Raw genomic sequence first — 18,607 nt, forward strand, 5'->3', positions numbered from 1 at the left:
AACCTGGAAAAATCAATACCATCGGCCCATGCAACACTTGATACCCAAGATCGAGTCGCAGCTGGCTTCGCTGCCTGTTCCAATCGCGCTGGAGTTGCCCGATGGCCGCCGCGTCGCCCAGGCGGGTGCCCGCGTCACGCTGGCCTTCAAGGAGTGGGCGGTGCTTGCCAAGCTGGCGGCCCGGCAGGTGGGGGCCATCGGCGAGGCATACGTCGAGGGCAAGGTGCAGATCGAAGGCGCCATGCGCGACCTCATCGACGCCACGGTGGGCATGCTGCCGGGCAACCCGGCCGAGACCGACACCGGCTGGTGGAGCCGCCTGCAGCACATGGCCAAGTCGCACGGCTCGCACTCGCTGCGCAAGGACGCGGCCCAGATCGAGTTCCACTACGACGTTTCCGACGACTTCTACGCGCTGTGGCTCGACCCGCGCCGGGTCTATTCGTGCGCGTACTTCCGCACCCCCGACCTCACGCTGGCGCAGGCCCAGGAAGCCAAGCTCGACCACATCTGCCGCAAGCTCATGCTGCAGCCGGGCGAGCGCTACCTCGACATCGGCTCCGGCTGGGGCGCGCTGCTGCTGTGGGCCGCCGAGCACTACGGCGTGGATGCCACCGGCATCACGCTGTCGAAGAACCAGCATGCGCACGTGCAGCGGCTGATCGAGGAGAAGGGCCTGCAGGGCCGCGTGCGCGTCGAGCTGCGCGACTACCGCGAACTGTCGGCCGAGCAGCCCTTCGACAAGATCTCGTCGGTCGGCATGTTCGAGCACGTGGGCGCGGCCAACATGCCGACCTACTTTCGGAAGATTCATTCACTGCTCAAGCCGGGTGGCCTGGTCATGAACCACGGCATCACCTCGGGGGAGCTCAACTACCGCCAGCTGGGCGCTGGCATGGGCGACTTCATCGAGAAATACATCTTCCCCGGCGGCGAGTTGCTGCACGTGACGCACGTGCTGCGCGAGACGGCCGCGGCCGGCCTGGAGATGGTCGACACCGAAAGCCTGCGCCCGCATTACGCGCGCACGCTGTGGGCCTGGTCGGACGCGCTCGAAGCGCAGCTCGACACCGCGCGCGAGGTGCTCAGGCGCAGCGGCGGCCGCCAGGGCGAGAACGCCGAACGCGTGCTGCGTGCCTACCGCCTGTACCTGGCGGGCTCGGCCATGAGCTTCGAGCAGGGCTGGATTTCGCTGCACCAGATGCTGTCGACCAAGCCCGACGGCAATGTCGAGCATGGCGTCTTGCGCGGTGCGCAATCGGTGTACCCTTTTGCCCGTGATTACATCTACAAGTAAGTGAGAACACCATGCTTTATCGATTCCAGTCCCGGGCTTCCGCCGATTTCGTGATGCTCGAAGTGCACGCGCGCCAGTTGCTCGACATCGTCGGCAAGCCGGCCGCGCCGCAAGGCATCATCACCGTCGAGCAGATCCCGGGCGCCATTTCCGCGCTGGAGGCCGCACTGGCCCGCGAAGGCGGCAATGCCCACAACCACGACGACTACGCGGTCGAGGGCCATGCCAACGACGCCGAAAAGCAGCATGTGGGACTGCACCAGCGTGCAGCCCCCCTGCTTCACATGCTCAAGGATTCGCTGGCCGACAAGAAGGACGTGACCTGGAAGACCTGATCCCAGCCCAGCCGCGCGCCCGGTCTTCGTCTTGAAACGCCGCGCAACCGGCTTCGCCGGGCCGCAGGCGTTGCCCCCTGCAAGGGGGAAGGCGCCGCGACACGAAGTGCGCGCAGCCTGGGGGTTAGTCCACCTTAGCGCCGGAGTCCTTCACCACCTTCGCCCACTTCACGTGTTCGCTCGCGATGAGCTTCGTGAAGTCGGCGGGTGAATTTCCGCTCGGCAGCGCGCCCTGCGCGAGCATCTTCTCCTTGATGGCCGGCGTGCCCAGCGACTTGGCCACTTCCTGCTGAATGCGGTTCACGATCTCGGGCGGGGTGCCGGCCGGCGCCAGCAGCCCGAACCACGAGCTCGCCTCGTAGCCCTTGAGCGTCGGGCCTCCCACCTCGGCCACCGTCGGAACGTCCGGCAGCGCCGGCGAACGCTGGGCGCTGGTGACGGCCAGCGCGGTGAGCTTGCCGGCCTTGATCTGCGCCATCGACGAGGGCAGGTTGTCGAACATCACGTCGGCGTTGCCGCCCACCATGTCCAGCAGCGCCGGGCCCGAGCCCTTGTACGGGATGTGCGCCATGAAGGTGCCCGTCATGCTCTTGAACAGCTCGCCCGCCAGGTGGATCGACGTGCCGCTGCCGCTGGACGCCATGTTCAGCTTGCCGGGGTTGGCCTTGGCGTACTTGATGAAGTCCTGCACGTTGTGGATGTTCAGCGCCTTGGCCTTGTCGGCGTTCATTTCCATCACGTTGGGCACGGCGGCCACCAGCGTGATGGGCGCGAAGTCCTTGATCGGGTCGAAGGCCAGCTTGGGATAGAGCGCGCGGTTGATGCCGTGCGTGCCCACGGTGCCCATCAGCAGTGTGTAGCCGTCGTTGGGCGCGCGCGCCACGATCTCGGCGCCCAGGTTGCCGCCCGCGCCGGCGCGGTTGTCGACGATGAACTGCTGGCCGAAGGCCTTGGAGAGCTCCGGCGCGATCGCGCGCGCCAGGATGTCCGTGGTGCCGCCCGCCGCGAACGGCACGACGATGCGCACCGGCTTGGTAGGCCAGTTGCTCTGGGCCCAGGACGGTGCGGCCATGAGGGCGAGTGCGGTGGCGACCGAGGCCGCGAGCGCGGTCCGGCGATTGGAAGGCGAGGAAAAGAAAGAGAAAGAAGTCATGCGCGCGTTTGTACATGGGGGCGCTGCCTGCGTCGCGGGTGAAAACCCCGTGGGCGCAACGGTCAGGCCACCTGCATGCGCTGGGCGAAGCGTTCGCTGCGAAAGCGCTCGAGCACGAAGTCGATGAACACCCGCGTCTTCGGCGGCAGCAGCTTCTTGCTCGGGTAGTAGAGCCACACCGCGCCCGTGTCCTGGTACCACTCGGGCAGCAGCCGCACCAGTTCGCCGCCGCGCAGGCTGCGCTCGACGAAGGGCATCGGCAGCATCGCCACGCCCAGCCCCATGAGCGCGGCCTGCGCCAGGGCTTCGGGGTCGTTGAAGACGGCGCGCGGGCGGGGCAGCTCGACCGTGATCTCGGCCTCCTGGGCGTTGGCGCGCACGCGCCGCAGCGTCCAGCCGCGCACGCGGCCCGTGGGCGACGAGCGGCGCAGCAAGGCGTCGAGCGCCGCCAGGTCCGACGGCTGCCGGGGCATGTTGCGTCCTTCCATGTAGCGCGGCGACGCCACCGCCACCTGGTGGACGCGCGCCAGTTCGCGCGCCACCAGCCCCGCCGACAGTTCGATGCCGCCGCCGATGGCCGCGTCGAAGCCCTCGCCGACCAGGTCGACCTGCTGGTTGTCGAAATGCCAGTCCGGCACGATGGCCGGGTAGCGCGCGATGAAGTCGCCCAGCATCGGCAGCACATGCGCGCGCCCGAAAGCCTGGCCCATGCTCACCTTGAGCGTGCCGGCGGGCTGGCCGTCGTCGGTGTCGATGCCGGCCACGGCCTCGCGCAGCGTGGCGAGCGCGCCGCCGATCTGCGCGAGGAAGCGCTCGCCGCCCTCGGTCAGCGTGAGGCTGCGCGTGCTGCGCTGGAACAGCCGCAGGCCCAGCCGCGCCTCGAGCCGCGCCACGCTCTTGCTGACCGCCGCCGGCGTGAGGCCCAGGCGCCGGGCCGCGGCCGAGAAGCTGCCGCCCTCCGCGCTTTGCACGAAGGATTCGAGGTGATTGAGCGGTTCCATGCGCGCATTTTCAGGCCGAGTTTCAACTTCCAGTTGAATTTGATTGACTCGATTAATGGCTACCGGCAATGCAATGAAAGGCAGAGACTGGAGGCCTTCTTCCTCCAACAGATCGGAAAAAATCATGGCTTCCAGCAACGTCGCTTCTGCTTCTTCTTCTTCCCCCGTCCTGGCCGGCAAGGTCGCCTTCGTCACCGGCGGTTCGCGCGGCATCGGTGCCGCCATCGTTCGCCGGCTGGCGCGCGACGGTGCCGCCGTGGCCTTCAGCTATGCCAGTTCCGGCGCGCCGGCCGACGAACTGGTGCGCACCATCGAGGCCGAGGGCGGCCGCGCCCTCGCGCTGAAGATCGACAGTGCCGACGCCGACGCGCTCAAGGCCGGCATCGACCGGGCCGCCGGGCACTTCGGCGGGCGCATCGACATCCTGGTCAACAACGCGGGCGTGCTGCACCTCGGTCCCGTCGAGCAGTTCTCGCTGGCCGATTTCGACCGCACCATCGCGGTCAACGTGCGCGCCGTGTTCGTCGCGATCCAGGCGGCGCTGGCGCACATGGGCACGGGCGGGCGCATCGTCAACATCAGCAGCACCAACGCCGAGCGCATGCCCTTTGCCGGCGGCAGCGTGTATGCGATGAGCAAGTCGGCGCTGACCGGGCTGGTGCAGGGCCTGGCGCGCGACCTGGGGCCGCGCGGCATCACGGTCAACAACGTGCAGCCCGGCCCGGTCGACACCGACATGAACCCCGCCAGCGGCCCGATGGCCGCCAACATGCACGGCTTCATGGCCATCGGCCGCCACGGCCACGCCGACGAGATCGCCGGCATGGTGGCTTACCTGGCCAGCCCCGAAGCCGCGTTCGTGACCGGCGCGGGCCTGAACATCGACGGCGGCTTTGCCGCTTGACACTGGCTCGCCCCCAGGCTGCGCGCACTTCGTGTCGCTTCGCCTTCCCCCTGCCGGGGGCAACACCTGAGGCCCGGCGGAGCCGGTTCCTCGGTGTTCTGGAAGGGGGGCGGGGCCTGGCGTGGTGGGGTCAACTGCTGCGCTGGACGGCCTTGATGAGTTTGTCGAGCGTTGCGTCTAGCTGGGCCAGTTCGTTGCCGTCGACACCTGCGAACAGCGCGGCCTCGCGCTCGCGGCCCAGTGTGGCGACCTTTTCATGCAACGCTTTGCCGGCGGCGGTGAGGTAGAGGCGGCTGCTGCGCTGGTCGGTCGGGTCTTCGTGGCGCTGCACGCGCTTGTGGCGTTTGAGTCCGGCCAGCGCGCGGCTCACCGCCATCTTGTCCAGGCCGGTCTGGTCGGCGACCTGCGTGGCGTTGAGCCCGGGCTGGGCGCCGAGCACGGCCATCGTGCGCCATTCGTTCAGCGTGAGCTGGTGCTCGCGGCCCACGCGCTCATGAAAAGGCCGCGCCGTGAGGTTGACCACCCGCACCAGCTTGAAGAAGAGCGGGTCCATCGCGCCTGTGTCGCGGCCGGACCTCAGCCGGCCAGCTTCTTCGCGGCGGCCACGATGGCCGGCACGCCCACGCGCGACTGCGCCTCCAGCACCGGCGCATAGCCGACCGGAATGCGCGGCGCGCCCAGCCGCGCGATGCGGCAGCCGGTGGCCTCCGCCGCGCTGGCCGCGATCTCGGCGCCGAAGCCCGCCGCCTGCACCGCCTCGTGCACCACCAGCAGACGGCCGGTGCGCGCGCACGACGACAGCACCGTCTCGCGGTCCCACGGCCACAGGGTGCGCAGGTCGATCAGGTCGACAGCGATGCCTTCTGCGGCCAGCGCATCGCAGGCGTCCGCGCAGGCCTGCATCTGCCGGCTCCAGCTCACCAGCGTGAGCGCATCGCCCTCGCGCACACGCGCGGCCTTGCCCAACGGCACCGCGATGCTTTCGTCGACCTCGCCGCGCACGCCCCACAGCGTCTTGTGCTCGATGTAGACCACCGGGTCGCCGCACTGCAGCGCCGCGCGCAGCAGGCCGTGGTTGTCCTGCGGCGTCGAGGGGCACACCACCACCACGCCCGGCAGGTGCGCGAACCAGGCTTCGAGCGATTGCGAGTGCTGCGCCGCCGATGCGTCCCAGATGCCGCCCGGCATGCGCGCCACCAGCGGCACGCGGCCCTGGCCGCCGAACATGAAGCGGTTCTTGGCGGCCTGGTTCACCAGTTCGTCCATGCCGCACAGCGCGAAGTCGACCACGCGCATCTCGACCACCGGCCGCAGCCCCGCGAGCGCCATGCCCACGCCGGCGCCCATGATCGCGGCCTCGCTGATCGGCGTGTCGATCACGCGGCCGGTGCCGAAGTGCTGCTGCAGCCCCTTGTACTGGCCGAAGATGCCGCCGCGGCCCACGTCCTCGCCGAGCACGACCACGCGCGGGTCGGCCTCCATCTCGCGCCGCAGCGCGAGCAGGGCGGCTTCGGAATAGCTCAGGTCCTGCTTCGTCAATGCCATTGGCCGGCTCCGGTGGTCTGCACGTCGGTGAAGGCGGCGCCGGCGTCGGGCCAGGGCGCGGCGTCGGCGACGGCCAGCGCGGTGTCGACCTCGTCGCGCGCGGCGTTCTCGATGGCGTCGAGCGTGGCGGCGGCGATGCCCGCCGAAAGAAGATGGCCGCGCGCCCGCGCGATCGGGTCCGTTTCCAGCGCCGCCGCCAGTTCGGCCGGGTCGCGGTAGGCCGCAAGGTCGACCGACACGTGGCCCTTCACGCGGTAGGTCAGCGCATGCAGCAGGCGCGGGCCGCCGCCGGCGCGCACCTCGCTCACCAGCCGCGCGGCGGTTTCGTGCACCGCGAACACGTCGTTGCCGTCGACCTGCGTGGCGGCGATGCCGAGCGACTCGGCACGCACCGAAGCGCCGTCGCCCGCCGTCATCGGCCCGCTCGCGGTGGTCGCGCTCCAGCGGTTGTCTTCGCAGACGAAGAGCACCGGCAGCTCGTACACCCGCGCCCAGTTCAGCGCTTCGAGAAAGGGCCCGCGGTTGATGGCGCCGTCGCCGAAGAAGCAGACCGTGATGTCGTCGCCCTTGCCGAGCAGCTTCTGCGCATGCGCCGCGCCCACGGCAATCGGCAACCCTGCCGCCACCACGCCGTTCGCGCCCAGCATTCCGACCGAGAAGTCCGCGATGTGCATCGAGCCGCCCTTGCCGCCGTTGAAGCCGGTGGCCTTGCCGAACAGCTCGCACATCATCCGAGCGAGGTCCGCGCCCTTGGCCAGCGTGTGGCCGTGGCCGCGATGGGTGGAGGTGAGGTAGTCGCTGGCGCGCAGGTGGGCGCACACGCCGGCCGGCACCGCCTCCTGGCCGGTGGACAGGTGCAGCGGCCCGCGCACCTTGGCGGCACCCGCGGCCTGCTGGCCATAGGCGCTCACGCCGCCCTGGCTGGCCGCTTCGGCGGCGTTCTCGAAAGCGCGGATGCGCACCATGACGCGGTACAGCGCCTGCGCATCGGATGTGCTCGGGTCCATCTTGTCTCCAACGCGCTCGAGGTGGGCGCCTTGCGAAAAATCGTATCAAACGAGATCGAACCGCTTCACCGGGCTTACCCCCGTCGCGGTGTTGAAGCCCGCCGCCTGGTTTGATATGATTCATATACATTTCGTATATAAAAACAGACCATGGGCATCGTCAAGATTTCAGACCTCATGCATGAGAACCTGCGCGTCGCGGGCAATGCGCTGAGCCGTTCCATCAACGCGCAGGCCGAGCACTGGATGCGCATCGGCATGCTGGCCGAGCTGCACCCCGAGCTCGATCACCGCGAGATCTGCCAGTTGCTCATCCGCGCCGAGCAGGCCGGCGGCTTCGACCTGGCCACCGTCTCCGGCCTCGTCGAACCGCCGCCGCCGACCGCGCCCGCGCCCGCTGCCGCTCCCGCCGCACGCAAGCTGGCCGGGGCGCGCGCATGAGGACCGCCGCCGCACCGCTCAAGTCGCCCGACGAAATCGCGATGGCGCGCGCAGCGGGCCGGCTCGCCGCCGAGGTGCTGGCGATGATCGGCGAGCATGTGAAGCCCGGCGTCACCACCGAGGAGCTCGACCGCATCTGCCACGACCACATCGTCAATGTGCAGGGCGTGGTGCCCGCCAACGTCGGCTACCAGGGCTACACCAAGACGGTCTGCACCTCGGTCAACCATGTGGTCTGCCACGGCGTGCCTTCGGCGCAGAAGGTGCTGAAGAAGGGCGACATCATCAACATCGACGTGGCCGTCAACAAGGACGGCTGGTTCGGCGACTGCAGCCGCATGTACTTCGTCGGCGAGCCCAGCCCGCTGGCGCGGCGCCTGGTGGACACCACCTACGAGGCGATGCGCGCCGGCATCCTGCAGGTGCGTCCCGGCGCCACGCTGGGCGACGTGGGCCATGCGATCCAGAGCGTTGCGCACCGCGAGCGCTTCAGCGTCGTGCGCGAGTACTGCGGCCACGGCATCGGCCGGATCTACCACGACGATCCTCAGGTGCTGCACTACGGCCAGCCCGGCCAGGGCCTGCGGCTGGAGGCCGGCATGGTCTTCACCATCGAGCCGATGATCAACGCCGGCCGGCGCGAGACCCGCGAGCTGCCCGACGGCTGGACGGTGGTCACGCGCGACCATTCGCTGTCGGCGCAGTGGGAGCACATGGTCGCGGTCACGGAAGACGGCTTCGAGGTGCTGACGCCCTGGCCCGAAGGCACGGGGCGCTATCCCGCCATTGCCTGAGAGGGCGGCGCTCCCGCGTCGTTTCCGTCCGACGCGGGCGACAGGCAATCCTGCATTGCCGTGCAGGACAACGCCGCGTCCTGCTTTTCGGGTGTCTTGCGGGCCGATGGCTGTGGCATCTTCGTTCCCCTGTCGCGCCGCCTCCTGGCGCGCATCGCTTCAAGCAGGAACAACACCATGATCAAGATCGGCATCGTCGACGACCACGCCGTCGTCCGCACAGGCCTCAAGGCGTTCTTCTCCACCTTCGTCGATTTCCGCGTGGTCGGCGAGGCCGGCTCCGGCCGCGAGGCCATCGACCTCGTTCGCACGGCCGACATCGACGTGCTCGTGATGGACCTTTCGATGCCCGGCCAGAGCGGCATCGACGCGCTCGCCATGGTGCGCGCCAAGGCGCCCGACCTGGGCGTGCTCATCCTCAGCGGCTATCCCGAGGAACATTACGCGGTGAACTTGATCCGCCAGGGCGCATCGGGCTATCTCAACAAGGAATGCGAGCCCGAGGAAATCGCCAAGGCGATCCGCACGGTGGCGCTGGGCCGCCGCTACATCTCGCCCTCGGTGGCGGAGCTGCTGGCCGGCCAGCTGGAGCGCAAGGACAACGCGCCGCCGCACAAGCACCTGTCGGAGCGCGAGTTCCAGGTGTTCCTGAAGCTCGCCAAGGGCGAGTCGGTGGGCAGCATCGGAGAGGCGCTGTCGCTGTCGGTGAAGACCATCAGCACCTACCGCACGCGCCTCATGGAGAAGATGAACCTCTCCACCAACAGCGACCTGACCTACTACGCGATCAAGACGCAGCTGATCGACTGATCGCTTGAGCACACAGGCTTCGCGTCCCCACGTGCAGCGCCGAGGGACGCTCAAGACCATCGTCTGGACTTTCGTCCTGACGCTTGCCGCCACGCTGCTGGTGCTCAACTTCACCAGCGGCGAGAAGAAGCTCGACGAGCAGGTCAAGCGCGAGTACGCGCTGCACGATGCGCAGTACCAGCGCGCGCTGGGCGTGATGCTCGGGCCGCCCATCACCGGCGGCAACCGCTTCGAGGCCTTCCAGAACGGCGACCGGATTTTTCCGCCGATGCTCGCCGCCATCCGCGGCGCCAGGCGCAGCATCACCTTCGAGACGTACATCTACTGGTCGGGCGACATCGGGCGCGAGTTTGCCGACGCGCTCTCGGAGCGCGCCCGCGCGGGCGTCAAGGTGCACGTGCTGCTCGACTGGGTGGGCAGCGCCAAGGTCGATGGCGACTTCATCCGCGAGATGGAAAGCGCCGGCGTGCAGATCCGCAAGTTCCACAAGCCGAGCTGGTACGACATCGCGCGCATGAACAACCGCACCCACCGCAAGCTGCTGGTGGTCGACGGCCGCACCGGCTTCACCGGCGGCGTGGGCATCGCGCCCGAATGGACCGGCCATGCACAGGACGCCGAGCACTGGCGCGACTCGCACTACAAGGTCGAAGGGCCGGTGGTGGCGCAGATGCAGGCCGTGTTCATGGACAACTGGGTGAAGGTGTCGGGCGACGTGCTGCACGGCGAAACCTACTTCCCGCCGATTCCCTCGATGGGCGACGGGCGCGCCCAGATGTTCAGCAGTTCGCCTTCGGGCGGCAGCGAGAGCATGCATCTCATGTACCTGCTGTCGATCGCGGCGGCCACCAGGACCATCGACCTGTCGAGCGCCTACTTCGTGCCCGACGACCTGACGGTGGGCGCGCTGGTCGCGGCCATGAAGCGCGGCGTACGGCTGCGCATCATCACGCCGGGCCCGATCATCGATTCGCAGACCGTGCGCGGTGCCTCGCGCGCGGCGTGGGGCCCGCTGCTGGAGGCGGGCGCCGAGATCAGCGAATACCAGCCGACCATGTTCCATTGCAAGGTCTTCACGGTCGACGGCCTGCTGGTGTCGGTGGGCTCCACCAACTTCGACAATCGCTCGTTCCGCCTGAACGACGAGGCCAACCTCAACATCTACGACGAGGCCTTCGCCGCCGAGCAGACCGCGCAGTTCGAGGCCGACCTGCGCCAGTCGAAGCGCCTGACGTACGAGGCCTGGAAGGATCGCCCGCTGCACGAGAAGGCGATGGAGCACCTGGCGGCGCTGCTGTCGTCGCAGCTCTAGCTGCTGCGCGGGCGGCAGGCCGCGCGCACGATGCGCGCCGTCGGGTTGGGCTTCATGTCCAGGAAGCGCACCGGCTTGGGGGCGTTGCTGTAGTCCGCGCTGCGGTGGGGCTCGCCCTGCCACAGCGGCTGGGCGTAGAAGCGCGCCGCCACGTAGCTGGCGCGGCCCGCCTGGCAGTCGAACACCACGCGAGACTCGTACGAACGGTACGGAATGCCGTCCCAGTTGACGCGCTGCGCCGCGCGGCTCACGCGCAGATTCATGGCCTTGGAGGCGTCGCCCGGTGTGTCCTGGAGCATCACGCGGTCGGGGTCGACCTGGACCGTGTCTGCCAGCTTGTCCTGCGGATCTCCCGTCACCGTGAACCAGCCGGGCTGCGCATGCGCGATGCAGCCGACCATGCCGATAGCCAACAGCCAGTGCTTCACGACGGACTCCAGGAAAAGAAGAAATAGGGGGAAACGGTGAAACATGAATTTACATTGACCGCCGGCCCCTCGCGTGTCGGACGACGCCGAAGGTCCGTGCCGAACGGCGGGCGCGCGGGGGCAAACTCGCGCGATGACCACCCTGCACAGACTTTCCATCGACGTGAGGCCCGGCACTGCGGTGTCGGCCCTTGCGATGTCGCCACCCTCGGCCGAGGCGTGCCTGGTGCTCGCGCACGGCGCCGGCGCGGGCATGGCGCATCCGTTCATGCAGGCCGTGGCCGAGGGCCTTGCCGAGCGGCGCATCGCCACGCTGCGCTACCAGTTCCCCTATATGGAGCAGGGCAGCAAGCGCACGGACGCACCGCCGCTGGCGCATGCCACGGTGCGCGCGGCCGTGGCCTGCGCCTCGGCGCGCTATGCGGGCGTGCGCCTCTTCGCGGGCGGCAAGTCGTTCGGCGGGCGCATGACGTCGCAGGCCCAGGCGCTGGAGCCGCTCGCGGCCGTCGAAGGGCTGGTCTTCCTGGGCTTTCCGCTGCACCCGTCGGGCGCGCCCGCAAAGGCGGCCGGGCGCGCGGCGCATCTGCGCGAGGTCGACGTGCCCATGCTCTTCGCGCACGGGCCGCGCGACACGCTGGCCGAGCCCGCGCCTTTCGACGACACCGTGCAGGCGCTGGGTCCGATCGCCACCGTGCTGGAGATCGAGGGTGCCGACCATTCCTTCCATGTGCTCAGGCGCACCGGCCGCACCGACGGGCAGGCGCTGGACGACATGCTCGACGGCATCGCCGTGTGGATGCAGGCCTGGCGCATCGGCTGAAGCCGGGCGGCGCGGGTCGTCCTTCGCCTACGCCGTGTCGCCCGATGGGACGACGCCGAGGCATCGCGGATCTTTCAACGATGTGTGTTCGACAGACGGCAAACAGATCATCAATTGAAAGGATCACCGACATGGCATACACAGACGCATCCCTCGACACCCTGCAGGCAACCGGCCCCGCGCTCGCCAACGACGAAGTCGTGGACGTGCTCAACGACCTGCTCGAGAACTCGCGGGACGGCGAATACGGCTTCCGCGCCTGCGCCGACGAAGTGGAGAGCCCGGCGGCGAAGCAACTGTTCGCCAACCGCGCCGAAGAATGCCGCAAGGCCGGCAGCGAACTGATGGCGCTCATCACGGCCTACGGCGGCAAGCCTGCCGATGGCGGCACCGCCAGCGGCGCGCTGCATCGTGGCTGGGTGCACGTGAAGGGCTCGCTGGGCGCCAACAGCGAACTCTCGATCCTCGAATCGTGCGAGCGCGGAGAAGACACCGGTGTTGCACGCTACCGCAAGGCCCTGAAGCAGAACCTGCCCGCCGACGTGCGCAGCGTGGTCGCTGCCCAGGCCGAAGGCGCCCAGCGCAACCACGACCAGATCCGCGACCTGCGCAACGCCGCGCGCGCCCGCGACTGATCGCCGCCACGCGCTCCAGCGCATGAAGGCCGGGCTTGCCCGGCCTTTTTTCATGGGCGCCCCGCGCTCCGGGAATTCCCGGATGCCCAGCACCTTGCCGCGATGGGATAGTTAGTTCGCCCTTCAAACTAACTAATTTCTTACACGGCTTATCCCTGTGGGGCGCACCAACTCAGGAGAGACATCGATGCAACTGAAACACACCCTGGCCGCCATGGCCTTCGGTCTCACGGCCGTGGGCGCGATGGCGCAGACCGTGGTCGGCGTGAGCTGGTCCAACTTCCAGGAAGAGCGCTGGAAGACCGACGAGGCCGCCATCAAGGCCGAACTCGAGAAGCTCGGCGCCAAGTACATCAGTGCCGATGCGGGCGGCTCTCCGGAGAAGCAGCTGGGCGACATCGAGGGCCTGATGTCGAAGGGCGCCAAGGCGCTCATCGTGCTGGCGATGGACAAGGACGCCATCCTGCCGGCGGTGACCAAGGCCACGCGCCAGAAGGTGCCCGTGGTGGCGTACGACCGGCTGATCGAGGCGCCGGGCGTCTTCTACATCACCTTCGACAACGTCGAGGTCGGCCGCATGGAAGCGCGCGAGGTGCTCAAGGTCAAGCCCAAGGGTAACTACGTGATCATCAAGGGCTCGCCGAGCGACCCGAACGCCGACTTCCTGCGCGCCGGCCAGCAGGAGGTGCTCGACGCCTCCATCAAGAAGGGCGACATCAAGATCGTGGGCGACGAATACACCGAAGGCTGGAAGCCCGAAGTCGCGCAGAAGAACATGGAGCAGATCCTCACCAAGAACGGCAACAAGGTCGACGCGGTGGTGGCGGCCAACGACGGCACGGCCGGCGGCGCGGTGGCGGCGCTCACGGCCAAGGGCCTGCGCGGCATTCCGGTGTCGGGCCAGGACGCCGACTTTGCGGCGCTCAACCGCATCGCGCTGGGCACCCAGACCGCGACCATCTTCAAGGACTCGCGCGAACTCGGCCGCGAAGCCGCCGCCGCGGCCATCGCGCTGTCGCAGGGCAAGCCGGTCGACAAGGCCGGCACCTGGAACTCCGGTCCGAAAAAGGTCTCGCTGCAATCGCGCCTGCTGACGCCGGTGCCCGTGACGCGCGACAACCTCGACGTCGTGGTCAAGGCCGGCTGGATCAAGAAGGACGAGCTCTGCAAGGGCGTGACGGGCGCCAGCGCGCCCGCGGCCTGCAAGTAGGCGAGCAAGCCAGCACGGATCACCCGCGCAACGCGCCAATCGGCCGGCCGTCCACGGGCCCGGCCGGAGGTGGGCGCGCTCCTGTCTTTGTCCCGAAGGGGGTCTGAAAAATGAGCAATCCAACACCGGGCTGGTGGCGCCGCACGGGCATCGACCTGCGCCTCGTGCTGATGTGCGTGCTGCTGGTCATCATGGCGGTGGTGTTCAGCGTCATGTCGGGCGGCGTGTTCCTGTCGCCCGAGAACCTTTACAACGTCGCGCAACAGACGGCGGTGGTCGGCATCGTGTCGACCGTCATGGTGCTGATCATCGTGGCGCGCCACATCGACCTGTCGGTCGGCTCGGTGATGGGCTTCGTCGGCGTGCTCATCGCGTACCTGCAATACACCTCGGGCTGGTCGTGGCCCACGGCCTGCCTGGCGGGCCTGGCGGTGGCGCTGCTGGTGTCCATCTACCAGGGCTGGCTCACGGCGATGCTGGGCGTGCCTTCGTTCGTGGTCACGCTGGGCGGCCTGATGTCGTTCCGCGGCGCGGCCTTCCTGGTGGCCGACGGCAAGACGCAGCCGGTGAACGACGAATTCTTCCAGCGCCTGGGCGGCGGCTACGACGGCGGCATCGGCGTCACCGCGAGCTGGGTGATCGCCGGGCTGGTGGCGGTGGTGCTGTTCGCGCGCATGTTCCAGAAGCGCGCGGCGCGCGCGCGCCACGAGATGCCCAACGAGCCGCTGTGGCTGGAGTTGCTGCTCACCGCAGTGCCGGCGGCGGTGGTGATCGGCTTCGCGGCGGTCATGAACCACTACAAGATCGATTCGAAAGACGCGCCCCAGGGCATTCCGATTCCGGTGCTGATCTGGGCGGTGGTGGCCATCGTGCTGTCGTTCATCGTGCACCGCACCCGCTTCGGCCGCTACGTGTTCGCGATGGGCGGCAACCCCGACGCGGCGGCGCTGGTGGGCATTCCGGTCAAGCGCGTCACGCTGATGCTGTTCGCGCTGCTGGCGGTGCTGGTCACCATCGCGGCCATCGTGTCGATCGCGCGGCTCAACGCGGGCACCAATTCGCTGGGCACGGGCATGGAGCTGTACGTGATCGCGGCGGCCGTCATCGGCGGCACGGCGCTGGCGGGCGGCAGCGGCTCGATCTTCGGCTCGGTGCTGGGCGCGCTCATCATGCAGTCGCTCGACAGCGGCATGCTGCTGCTCGACGTGCCCATCGGCAAGCGCATGGTCATCATCGGGCAGGTGCTGATCGTGGCCGTGGTGTTCGACGTTCTCTACCGGCGCAAGTTTGGGGAGAACTAGGGATGAACTTGCATTGCTGTTCAGGGTGCGATCACGCCGACGGGGTACCTTGCTCCGCGAATGTCCCCCGGCCTTCGGCCTCCTCCTTTATTTCGCTGCGCAAGGCACCCCGCCAGCGTGATCGATGGACGCAGCGCTCGCGCGGCCGGCATCACGGCCGAGCCCATTGTGCGAATGGCGCCGGGTGCTCCCCGCAGCGAAATAAAGGAGGAGCCGAAGGCGGGGGACATTCGCGGAGGGGAGTACCCGGTGGCATTCGCACACTCCCCGAACAAGAACGCCAAACCAAGGCAGAGCACTGAAATGGCAGACATCGACACAACCAAACCCCTCGTCGAACTGCGCGAGATCCGCAAGTCCTTCGGCGGCGTCAAGGCCGTGGACGGCGTGAGCGTCAACCTCTACCCCGGCGAAGTGGTCGCGCTGCTCGGCCACAACGGCGCGGGCAAGTCCACGCTCATGAAAATGCTCGCCGGCGCCTACCCCATCGACTCCGGCGACACCCTGATAGCCGGCGAGAAAGTCAACATCCGCACGCCCGCCGAAGCGCAGGCGCAAGGCATCGAGACCATCTACCAGACCCTTGCATTGGCCGACAACCTCGACTCCGTGTCGAACCTGTTCCTCGGCCGCGAGAAGATGACGCGCTGGAACACCCTGGACGACCACTTCATGGAAGTGCAGGCGCGCAAGGTGTTCCACCGGCTCAACAAGAACTTCACCAACATCCGCGTGCCCGTGCGTCGTCTCTCCGGCGGACAGCGGCAGGTGGTCGCCATCTCTCGCGCGCTGTACTTCAATGCGCGCATCCTCATCATGGACGAGCCCTGCGCCGCGCTCGGCCCCGAGGAGACCGCGATGGTCGGCGGCCTCGTGAAGCAGCTCAAGGCCGACGGCGTGGGCATCTTCCTCATCACGCACGACATGCCCGACGTGTTCTCGCTGAGCGACCGCCTCGCCGTGATGAAGAACGGCAAGCTGGTCGGCACCTATCGCACCGCCGACGTCACCGAAGACGAAGTGCTCGGCATGATCATTGCCGGCAAGCGGCCCGAAGGCAAAGAGCAGGCCCATCACGCCGACACCGCGGCCGCCTGATGTGACCACCATCGGCGACCAGCAGCTCGTGAAGCGCATGAACCGCAGCGTCCTGCTGCGGCTGCTGCGCGCGCAGCCCGGCCTCTCGCGCGCGCGGCTGGCCGGCGAGAGCGGCCTCACCAAGTCGACCGTGAGCCTGCTGGTGCGCGAGCTGATCGACGAGGGCTGGCTCAGCGAATCGGGCGCGGCCGTGGCCGACGGCCTGGGGCGGCCTTCGACGCCGCTGCGCATCAACGTGGGCGTGCGCGCGCTCATGGGCGTGGAGATCGCCGTGGAGACGGTGCGCCTCGTGTGCATGTCGCTGCAGGGCGAGGTGCTGTATTCCGACACCCGGGCACTGGCCGACAGCGCGCCCGCCGGCGTCTGCGCGCAGGTTGCGCGCATGGCCTCGGTCGCGCATGCGCGGCTCGAGCAGCTCGGCCTGCGCCTGTCGAGCATCGGCGTGTGCATACCCGGCGCGGTGGACGACTGCACCGGCGTGGTCCGCTTCGCGCCCAACCTCGGCTGGCGCAACGTGAGCCTGCTGCCCGCGCTGGAGAAAGCCTTTGCCGCCGTGGGCCTGCCGCGCGTCACCGTGCAGCTGCAGAACGACGCCGATGCCGCCGTGCTGGGCGAATACGAGTTCGCTGCGATGGAAGGCCAGGAGGGCGAAGACCCGCTGATCTTCGTCAATTGCGACGTGGGCGTGGGTGCGGGCGTGGTGCTGAACGACCGGCTCTTCACCGGCGCGCAGGGCATGGCCGGAGAGATCGGCCACACCATCCTCGAGCTCGACGGGCCGCTGTGCTCATGCGGGCGGCGCGGCTGCGCCGAGGCCTTCTTCGGCTCGCGCGTGCTGCTGCGCGAAGGCCGCGACATGCAGCGCGCCGCCGCCTTCTTCGGCGTGATGCTGCAGAACCTGTGGGTCACCTTCAACCCGCGCGCGATCGTGCTGGGCGGCAAGGCCTGCACCGATCACCGCGACTTCGTGCAGGCGGCGTTCGAGAGCGTCCACCGGCACGCCGACCGCGCCGGCATGCCGGCACCCGAACTGCGCACCGCGCGCTACGACGCATTGGCGCCGGCGGTGGGCGCCGCCGCGCTGGCGCTTCACGAATACCTGCGGCCGCTGCAGCCCGACGCGAAGGCGCGAAGGGCGCGCGCGCTGGCCCGCGCCGCCGTCTGATCGGTCAGTCGTCCGCGGCGGCCTGCGCGGCGTCGTCGTGCCAGCCGCGCAGCCGCCGGTACAGCGTGCCGCGCGACACGCGCAACTGCCGCGCCGCCTGCGAGACGTTGCCGCCGTGCGCGGCGAGCGTGTCCTCGATCAGCTTGCGGCTGTGCTCGCGCAGCGTGCCGGCGGGCCACGCGGCCTCCGCGGCGTCTGTGCCCGTCCGGCCTTCAGTGGCGGTGGTTGCAATGGCCGGCACTGCGATGCGTTCCAGGGCCGCTGGCGCCGTCTCTCCGGGCATCGCCACGGCATGGCGGAAGTCCGCGCCGTTCGCGCCCTTCAACTGCGCCTGCACCCACACGCCGAGCCCGCTCGCCAGGCGCAGCGGCTGCGCCGCCTCGCGCCGGCCGAGCCGCATCAGGCTCGCGAGGTCGTGCCCCAGCAGGCATTCGACATCGCGTTCGTCCACCGCCTCGGGCAGCCGGCCCAGCAGCCGCGCGCCCGCGTTGTTGAGCCAGGCGATGGTGCCGTCCGGCGCGATGCCGGCCAGCGCCTCCAGCGGCGTGCCCAGCAGCGTGGGGCTCGCCTGGAAGCGCAGGATCAGGTGGTCGCGCGACTGCGCCTGCAGCAGCCGGTTCTCGATGGTGGTGGCGTAGAGCGCCACCATCGACGCCGCATCGAAGCCGAAGCGCCGCGCCTCCACCGTGAGGTCGAGCACGCCGGCCAGCCGGCCCGTGACATCGCGGATCGGCGCGGCGGCGCACTGCATGTGGCACAGCACGTCGAAGTAGTGCTCCGCGCCGTCCACCGTGCAGGCCTGCCCGGTGCTGGCCACGATGCCCGGCGCGGTGGTGCCCACCACGCGCTCCGAAATGTTCACGCCTACCCGCGCGGTCTTGCACAGCACCGGCTGGTGCGCGGCGGCGGGCTGGTCGGTGACGTGCACCAGCACGCCGTCGCGGTCGGTCAGGATCACGCGGCAGTCGGTGCCCGCGAGCATGTTCTCCATCTGCGCGAGCTCCTGCCGGGCCACCTCCAGCAGTTCGCGGTTGCGCGCCAGCGTGGCGTGCAGACGGCTCGGCGTGACCGCGTCGAAGGGCACGATGCGCTGGCGGTCGGTGTGCGTGCGGCTGCAGCGCAGCCACGACTGGATCACCGCCTCGCCCACCAGGCCCGAGGGCCGCACGCCTTCTTCGAAGAACTGCCGCCGCGCGAGCGCCACGCGCTGCGCCGGCGTGCTGGCAAAGAGCTGGCGCGGCGCATCCGCCGTGCCTAGCCTGCTGTCGAACTTGCCTTGGGACATGGGTTCGCCGCCTCCCTGTATTCGGGACCAGCAGCGAATGTGTTCCGCAATGGAACAGCGACGGAT

The 18,607-nt window shown here is 69.0% G+C and carries 20 protein-coding genes; 13 read left to right on the top strand and 7 right to left on the bottom strand.

Translation table 11 applies throughout. The features are described from left to right. Positions 1-28: 28 nt before the first annotated feature. Positions 29-1,297 carry a class I SAM-dependent methyltransferase gene (locus QRN67_RS25025; RefSeq protein WP_285414020.1) on the top strand — a complete coding sequence of 423 codons (1,269 nt, stop codon included), beginning with the start codon at positions 29-31 and terminating at the stop codon, positions 1,295-1,297. Between the two features lie 11 nt (positions 1,298-1,308). After that, positions 1,309-1,632 carry a DUF1840 domain-containing protein gene (locus QRN67_RS25030; RefSeq protein ID WP_106936480.1) on the top strand — a complete coding sequence of 108 codons (324 nt, stop codon included), beginning with the start codon at positions 1,309-1,311 and terminating at the stop codon, positions 1,630-1,632. Positions 1,633-1,756: 124 nt separating this feature from the next. On the opposite strand, the gene QRN67_RS25035 is transcribed toward QRN67_RS25030, so the two are convergent. Both QRN67_RS25035 and QRN67_RS25040 read right to left on the bottom strand, forming a co-directional pair. After that, positions 1,757-2,785 carry a Bug family tripartite tricarboxylate transporter substrate binding protein gene (locus tag QRN67_RS25035; protein ID WP_285414023.1) on the bottom strand — a complete coding sequence of 343 codons (1,029 nt, stop codon included), beginning with the start codon at positions 2,783-2,785 and terminating at the stop codon, positions 1,757-1,759. 62 nt (positions 2,786-2,847) lie between these two features. Beyond that, on the bottom strand, positions 2,848-3,786 hold the full coding sequence (locus tag QRN67_RS25040) for a LysR family transcriptional regulator (protein ID WP_285414025.1): 939 nt from the start codon (positions 3,784-3,786) through the stop codon (positions 2,848-2,850). 124 nt (positions 3,787-3,910) lie between these two features. On the opposite strand from QRN67_RS25040, the gene QRN67_RS25045 reads away from it, so the two are divergent. Then, positions 3,911-4,690, top strand: coding sequence for an SDR family oxidoreductase (locus QRN67_RS25045; protein WP_285414026.1), 780 nt, complete (start codon positions 3,911-3,913; stop codon positions 4,688-4,690). A gap of 130 nt (positions 4,691-4,820) precedes the next feature. Here the strand turns inward: QRN67_RS25045 and QRN67_RS25050 are convergent, their stop codons facing one another. Genes QRN67_RS25050 through QRN67_RS25060 form a run of 3 tightly spaced genes read right to left on the bottom strand, consistent with a single transcriptional unit; the run spans position 4,821 to position 7,242 of the window. Next, positions 4,821-5,243, bottom strand: a complete 423-nt coding sequence (locus QRN67_RS25050) for a MarR family winged helix-turn-helix transcriptional regulator (RefSeq protein ID WP_081267443.1) — start codon at positions 5,241-5,243, stop codon at positions 4,821-4,823. A 23-nt stretch (positions 5,244-5,266) separates the two neighbouring features. Next, positions 5,267-6,235, bottom strand: a complete 969-nt coding sequence (locus tag QRN67_RS25055) for an alpha-ketoacid dehydrogenase subunit beta (protein ID WP_285414028.1) — start codon at positions 6,233-6,235, stop codon at positions 5,267-5,269. Next, positions 6,226-7,242: a thiamine pyrophosphate-dependent dehydrogenase E1 component subunit alpha gene (locus QRN67_RS25060; RefSeq protein ID WP_285414030.1), complete on the bottom strand. Its 1,017-nt coding sequence runs from the start codon at positions 7,240-7,242 to the stop codon at positions 6,226-6,228. The genes QRN67_RS25055 and QRN67_RS25060 overlap by 10 nt, the downstream gene beginning before the upstream one ends. Positions 7,243-7,392: 150 nt before the next feature. Here QRN67_RS25060 and QRN67_RS25065 point away from each other — a divergent pair, with 150 nt between their 5' ends. The 4 genes from QRN67_RS25065 to QRN67_RS25080 all read left to right on the top strand — a co-directional run bounded on the left by QRN67_RS25065 (position 7,393) and on the right by QRN67_RS25080 (position 10,599). Continuing rightward, complete coding sequence (locus tag QRN67_RS25065) at positions 7,393-7,683, top strand: ParD-like family protein (RefSeq protein ID WP_285414031.1); 291 nt, start codon at positions 7,393-7,395, stop codon at positions 7,681-7,683. Continuing rightward, the gene (map, locus tag QRN67_RS25070) at positions 7,680-8,477 is read left to right on the top strand and encodes a type I methionyl aminopeptidase (RefSeq protein WP_285414033.1); all 798 of its coding nucleotides are present in this window, start codon (positions 7,680-7,682) and stop codon (positions 8,475-8,477) included. The genes QRN67_RS25065 and map overlap by 4 nt, the downstream gene beginning before the upstream one ends. Before the next feature lie 177 nt (positions 8,478-8,654). Beyond that, positions 8,655-9,287, top strand: a complete 633-nt coding sequence (locus QRN67_RS25075) for a response regulator (RefSeq protein ID WP_081267540.1) — start codon at positions 8,655-8,657, stop codon at positions 9,285-9,287. A gap of 31 nt (positions 9,288-9,318) precedes the next feature. Beyond that, complete coding sequence (locus tag QRN67_RS25080; protein ID WP_285414063.1) at positions 9,319-10,599, top strand: phospholipase D-like domain-containing protein; 1,281 nt, start codon at positions 9,319-9,321, stop codon at positions 10,597-10,599. On the opposite strand, the gene QRN67_RS25085 is transcribed toward QRN67_RS25080, so the two are convergent. Beyond that, entirely contained in the window at positions 10,596-11,027 is a 432-nt protein-coding gene (locus tag QRN67_RS25085; RefSeq protein WP_285414034.1) for a surface-adhesin E family protein, read from the bottom strand. The two genes, QRN67_RS25080 and QRN67_RS25085, sit on opposite strands and share 4 nt — an antisense overlap. A 133-nt stretch (positions 11,028-11,160) precedes the next feature. Between QRN67_RS25085 and QRN67_RS25090 the strand changes: the two genes are divergently transcribed. From QRN67_RS25090 to QRN67_RS25115, 6 genes are all read left to right on the top strand, one after another. Beyond that, positions 11,161-11,847 carry an alpha/beta hydrolase family protein gene (locus QRN67_RS25090; protein ID WP_285414035.1) on the top strand — a complete coding sequence of 229 codons (687 nt, stop codon included), beginning with the start codon at positions 11,161-11,163 and terminating at the stop codon, positions 11,845-11,847. A gap of 131 nt (positions 11,848-11,978) precedes the next feature. Further along, complete coding sequence (locus QRN67_RS25095; protein WP_081267450.1) at positions 11,979-12,482, top strand: ferritin-like domain-containing protein; 504 nt, start codon at positions 11,979-11,981, stop codon at positions 12,480-12,482. Between the two features lie 187 nt (positions 12,483-12,669). After that, on the top strand, positions 12,670-13,692 hold the full coding sequence (gene xylF, locus QRN67_RS25100) for a D-xylose ABC transporter substrate-binding protein (protein WP_081267451.1): 1,023 nt from the start codon (positions 12,670-12,672) through the stop codon (positions 13,690-13,692). A 110-nt stretch (positions 13,693-13,802) separates the two neighbouring features. Beyond that, the gene (locus tag QRN67_RS25105) at positions 13,803-14,993 is read left to right on the top strand and encodes a sugar ABC transporter permease (protein ID WP_081267452.1); all 1,191 of its coding nucleotides are present in this window, start codon (positions 13,803-13,805) and stop codon (positions 14,991-14,993) included. Between the two features lie 303 nt (positions 14,994-15,296). Beyond that, the gene (locus QRN67_RS25110) at positions 15,297-16,091 is read left to right on the top strand and encodes an ATP-binding cassette domain-containing protein (protein WP_081267453.1); all 795 of its coding nucleotides are present in this window, start codon (positions 15,297-15,299) and stop codon (positions 16,089-16,091) included. Position 16,092: 1 nt separating this feature from the next. Beyond that, positions 16,093-17,256: an ROK family transcriptional regulator gene (locus QRN67_RS25115; protein WP_285414036.1), complete on the top strand. Its 1,164-nt coding sequence runs from the start codon at positions 16,093-16,095 to the stop codon at positions 17,254-17,256. 4 nt (positions 17,257-17,260) lie between these two features. Here the strand turns inward: QRN67_RS25115 and QRN67_RS25120 are convergent, their stop codons facing one another. Further along, the gene (locus QRN67_RS25120; protein WP_285414037.1) at positions 17,261-18,541 is read right to left on the bottom strand and encodes a helix-turn-helix domain-containing protein; all 1,281 of its coding nucleotides are present in this window, start codon (positions 18,539-18,541) and stop codon (positions 17,261-17,263) included. Positions 18,542-18,607: the final 66 nt, after the last annotated feature.

The organism is Variovorax sp. efr-133-TYG-130, assembly GCF_030208835.1.
Lineage (GTDB): Bacteria > Pseudomonadota > Gammaproteobacteria > Burkholderiales > Burkholderiaceae_C > Variovorax.

Bases quoted from the DNA above. Each gene is read 5' to 3' on its own strand.
- QRN67_RS25040 (WP_285414025.1), bottom strand. From the start codon at position 3,786: ATGGAACCGCTCAATCACCTCGAATCCTTCGTGCAAAGCGCGGAGGGC.
- QRN67_RS25055 (WP_285414028.1), bottom strand. From the start codon at position 6,235: ATGGCATTGACGAAGCAGGACCTGAGCTATTCCGAAGCCGCCCTGCTC.
- QRN67_RS25095 (WP_081267450.1), top strand. From the start codon at position 11,979: ATGGCATACACAGACGCATCCCTCGACACCCTGCAGGCAACCGGCCCC.
- QRN67_RS25035 (WP_285414023.1), bottom strand. From the start codon at position 2,785: ATGACTTCTTTCTCTTTCTTTTCCTCGCCTTCCAATCGCCGGACCGCG.
- QRN67_RS25120 (WP_285414037.1), bottom strand. From the start codon at position 18,541: ATGTCCCAAGGCAAGTTCGACAGCAGGCTAGGCACGGCGGATGCGCCG.
- map (WP_285414033.1), top strand. From the start codon at position 7,680: ATGAGGACCGCCGCCGCACCGCTCAAGTCGCCCGACGAAATCGCGATG.
- QRN67_RS25110 (WP_081267453.1), top strand. From the start codon at position 15,297: ATGGCAGACATCGACACAACCAAACCCCTCGTCGAACTGCGCGAGATC.
- QRN67_RS25105 (WP_081267452.1), top strand. From the start codon at position 13,803: ATGAGCAATCCAACACCGGGCTGGTGGCGCCGCACGGGCATCGACCTG.
- QRN67_RS25060 (WP_285414030.1), bottom strand. From the start codon at position 7,242: ATGGACCCGAGCACATCCGATGCGCAGGCGCTGTACCGCGTCATGGTG.
- xylF (WP_081267451.1), top strand. From the start codon at position 12,670: ATGCAACTGAAACACACCCTGGCCGCCATGGCCTTCGGTCTCACGGCC.
- QRN67_RS25065 (WP_285414031.1), top strand. From the start codon at position 7,393: ATGGGCATCGTCAAGATTTCAGACCTCATGCATGAGAACCTGCGCGTC.
- QRN67_RS25075 (WP_081267540.1), top strand. From the start codon at position 8,655: ATGATCAAGATCGGCATCGTCGACGACCACGCCGTCGTCCGCACAGGC.
- QRN67_RS25045 (WP_285414026.1), top strand. From the start codon at position 3,911: ATGGCTTCCAGCAACGTCGCTTCTGCTTCTTCTTCTTCCCCCGTCCTG.
- QRN67_RS25025 (WP_285414020.1), top strand. From the start codon at position 29: ATGCAACACTTGATACCCAAGATCGAGTCGCAGCTGGCTTCGCTGCCT.
- QRN67_RS25030 (WP_106936480.1), top strand. From the start codon at position 1,309: ATGCTTTATCGATTCCAGTCCCGGGCTTCCGCCGATTTCGTGATGCTC.
- QRN67_RS25090 (WP_285414035.1), top strand. From the start codon at position 11,161: ATGACCACCCTGCACAGACTTTCCATCGACGTGAGGCCCGGCACTGCG.
- QRN67_RS25050 (WP_081267443.1), bottom strand. From the start codon at position 5,243: ATGGACCCGCTCTTCTTCAAGCTGGTGCGGGTGGTCAACCTCACGGCG.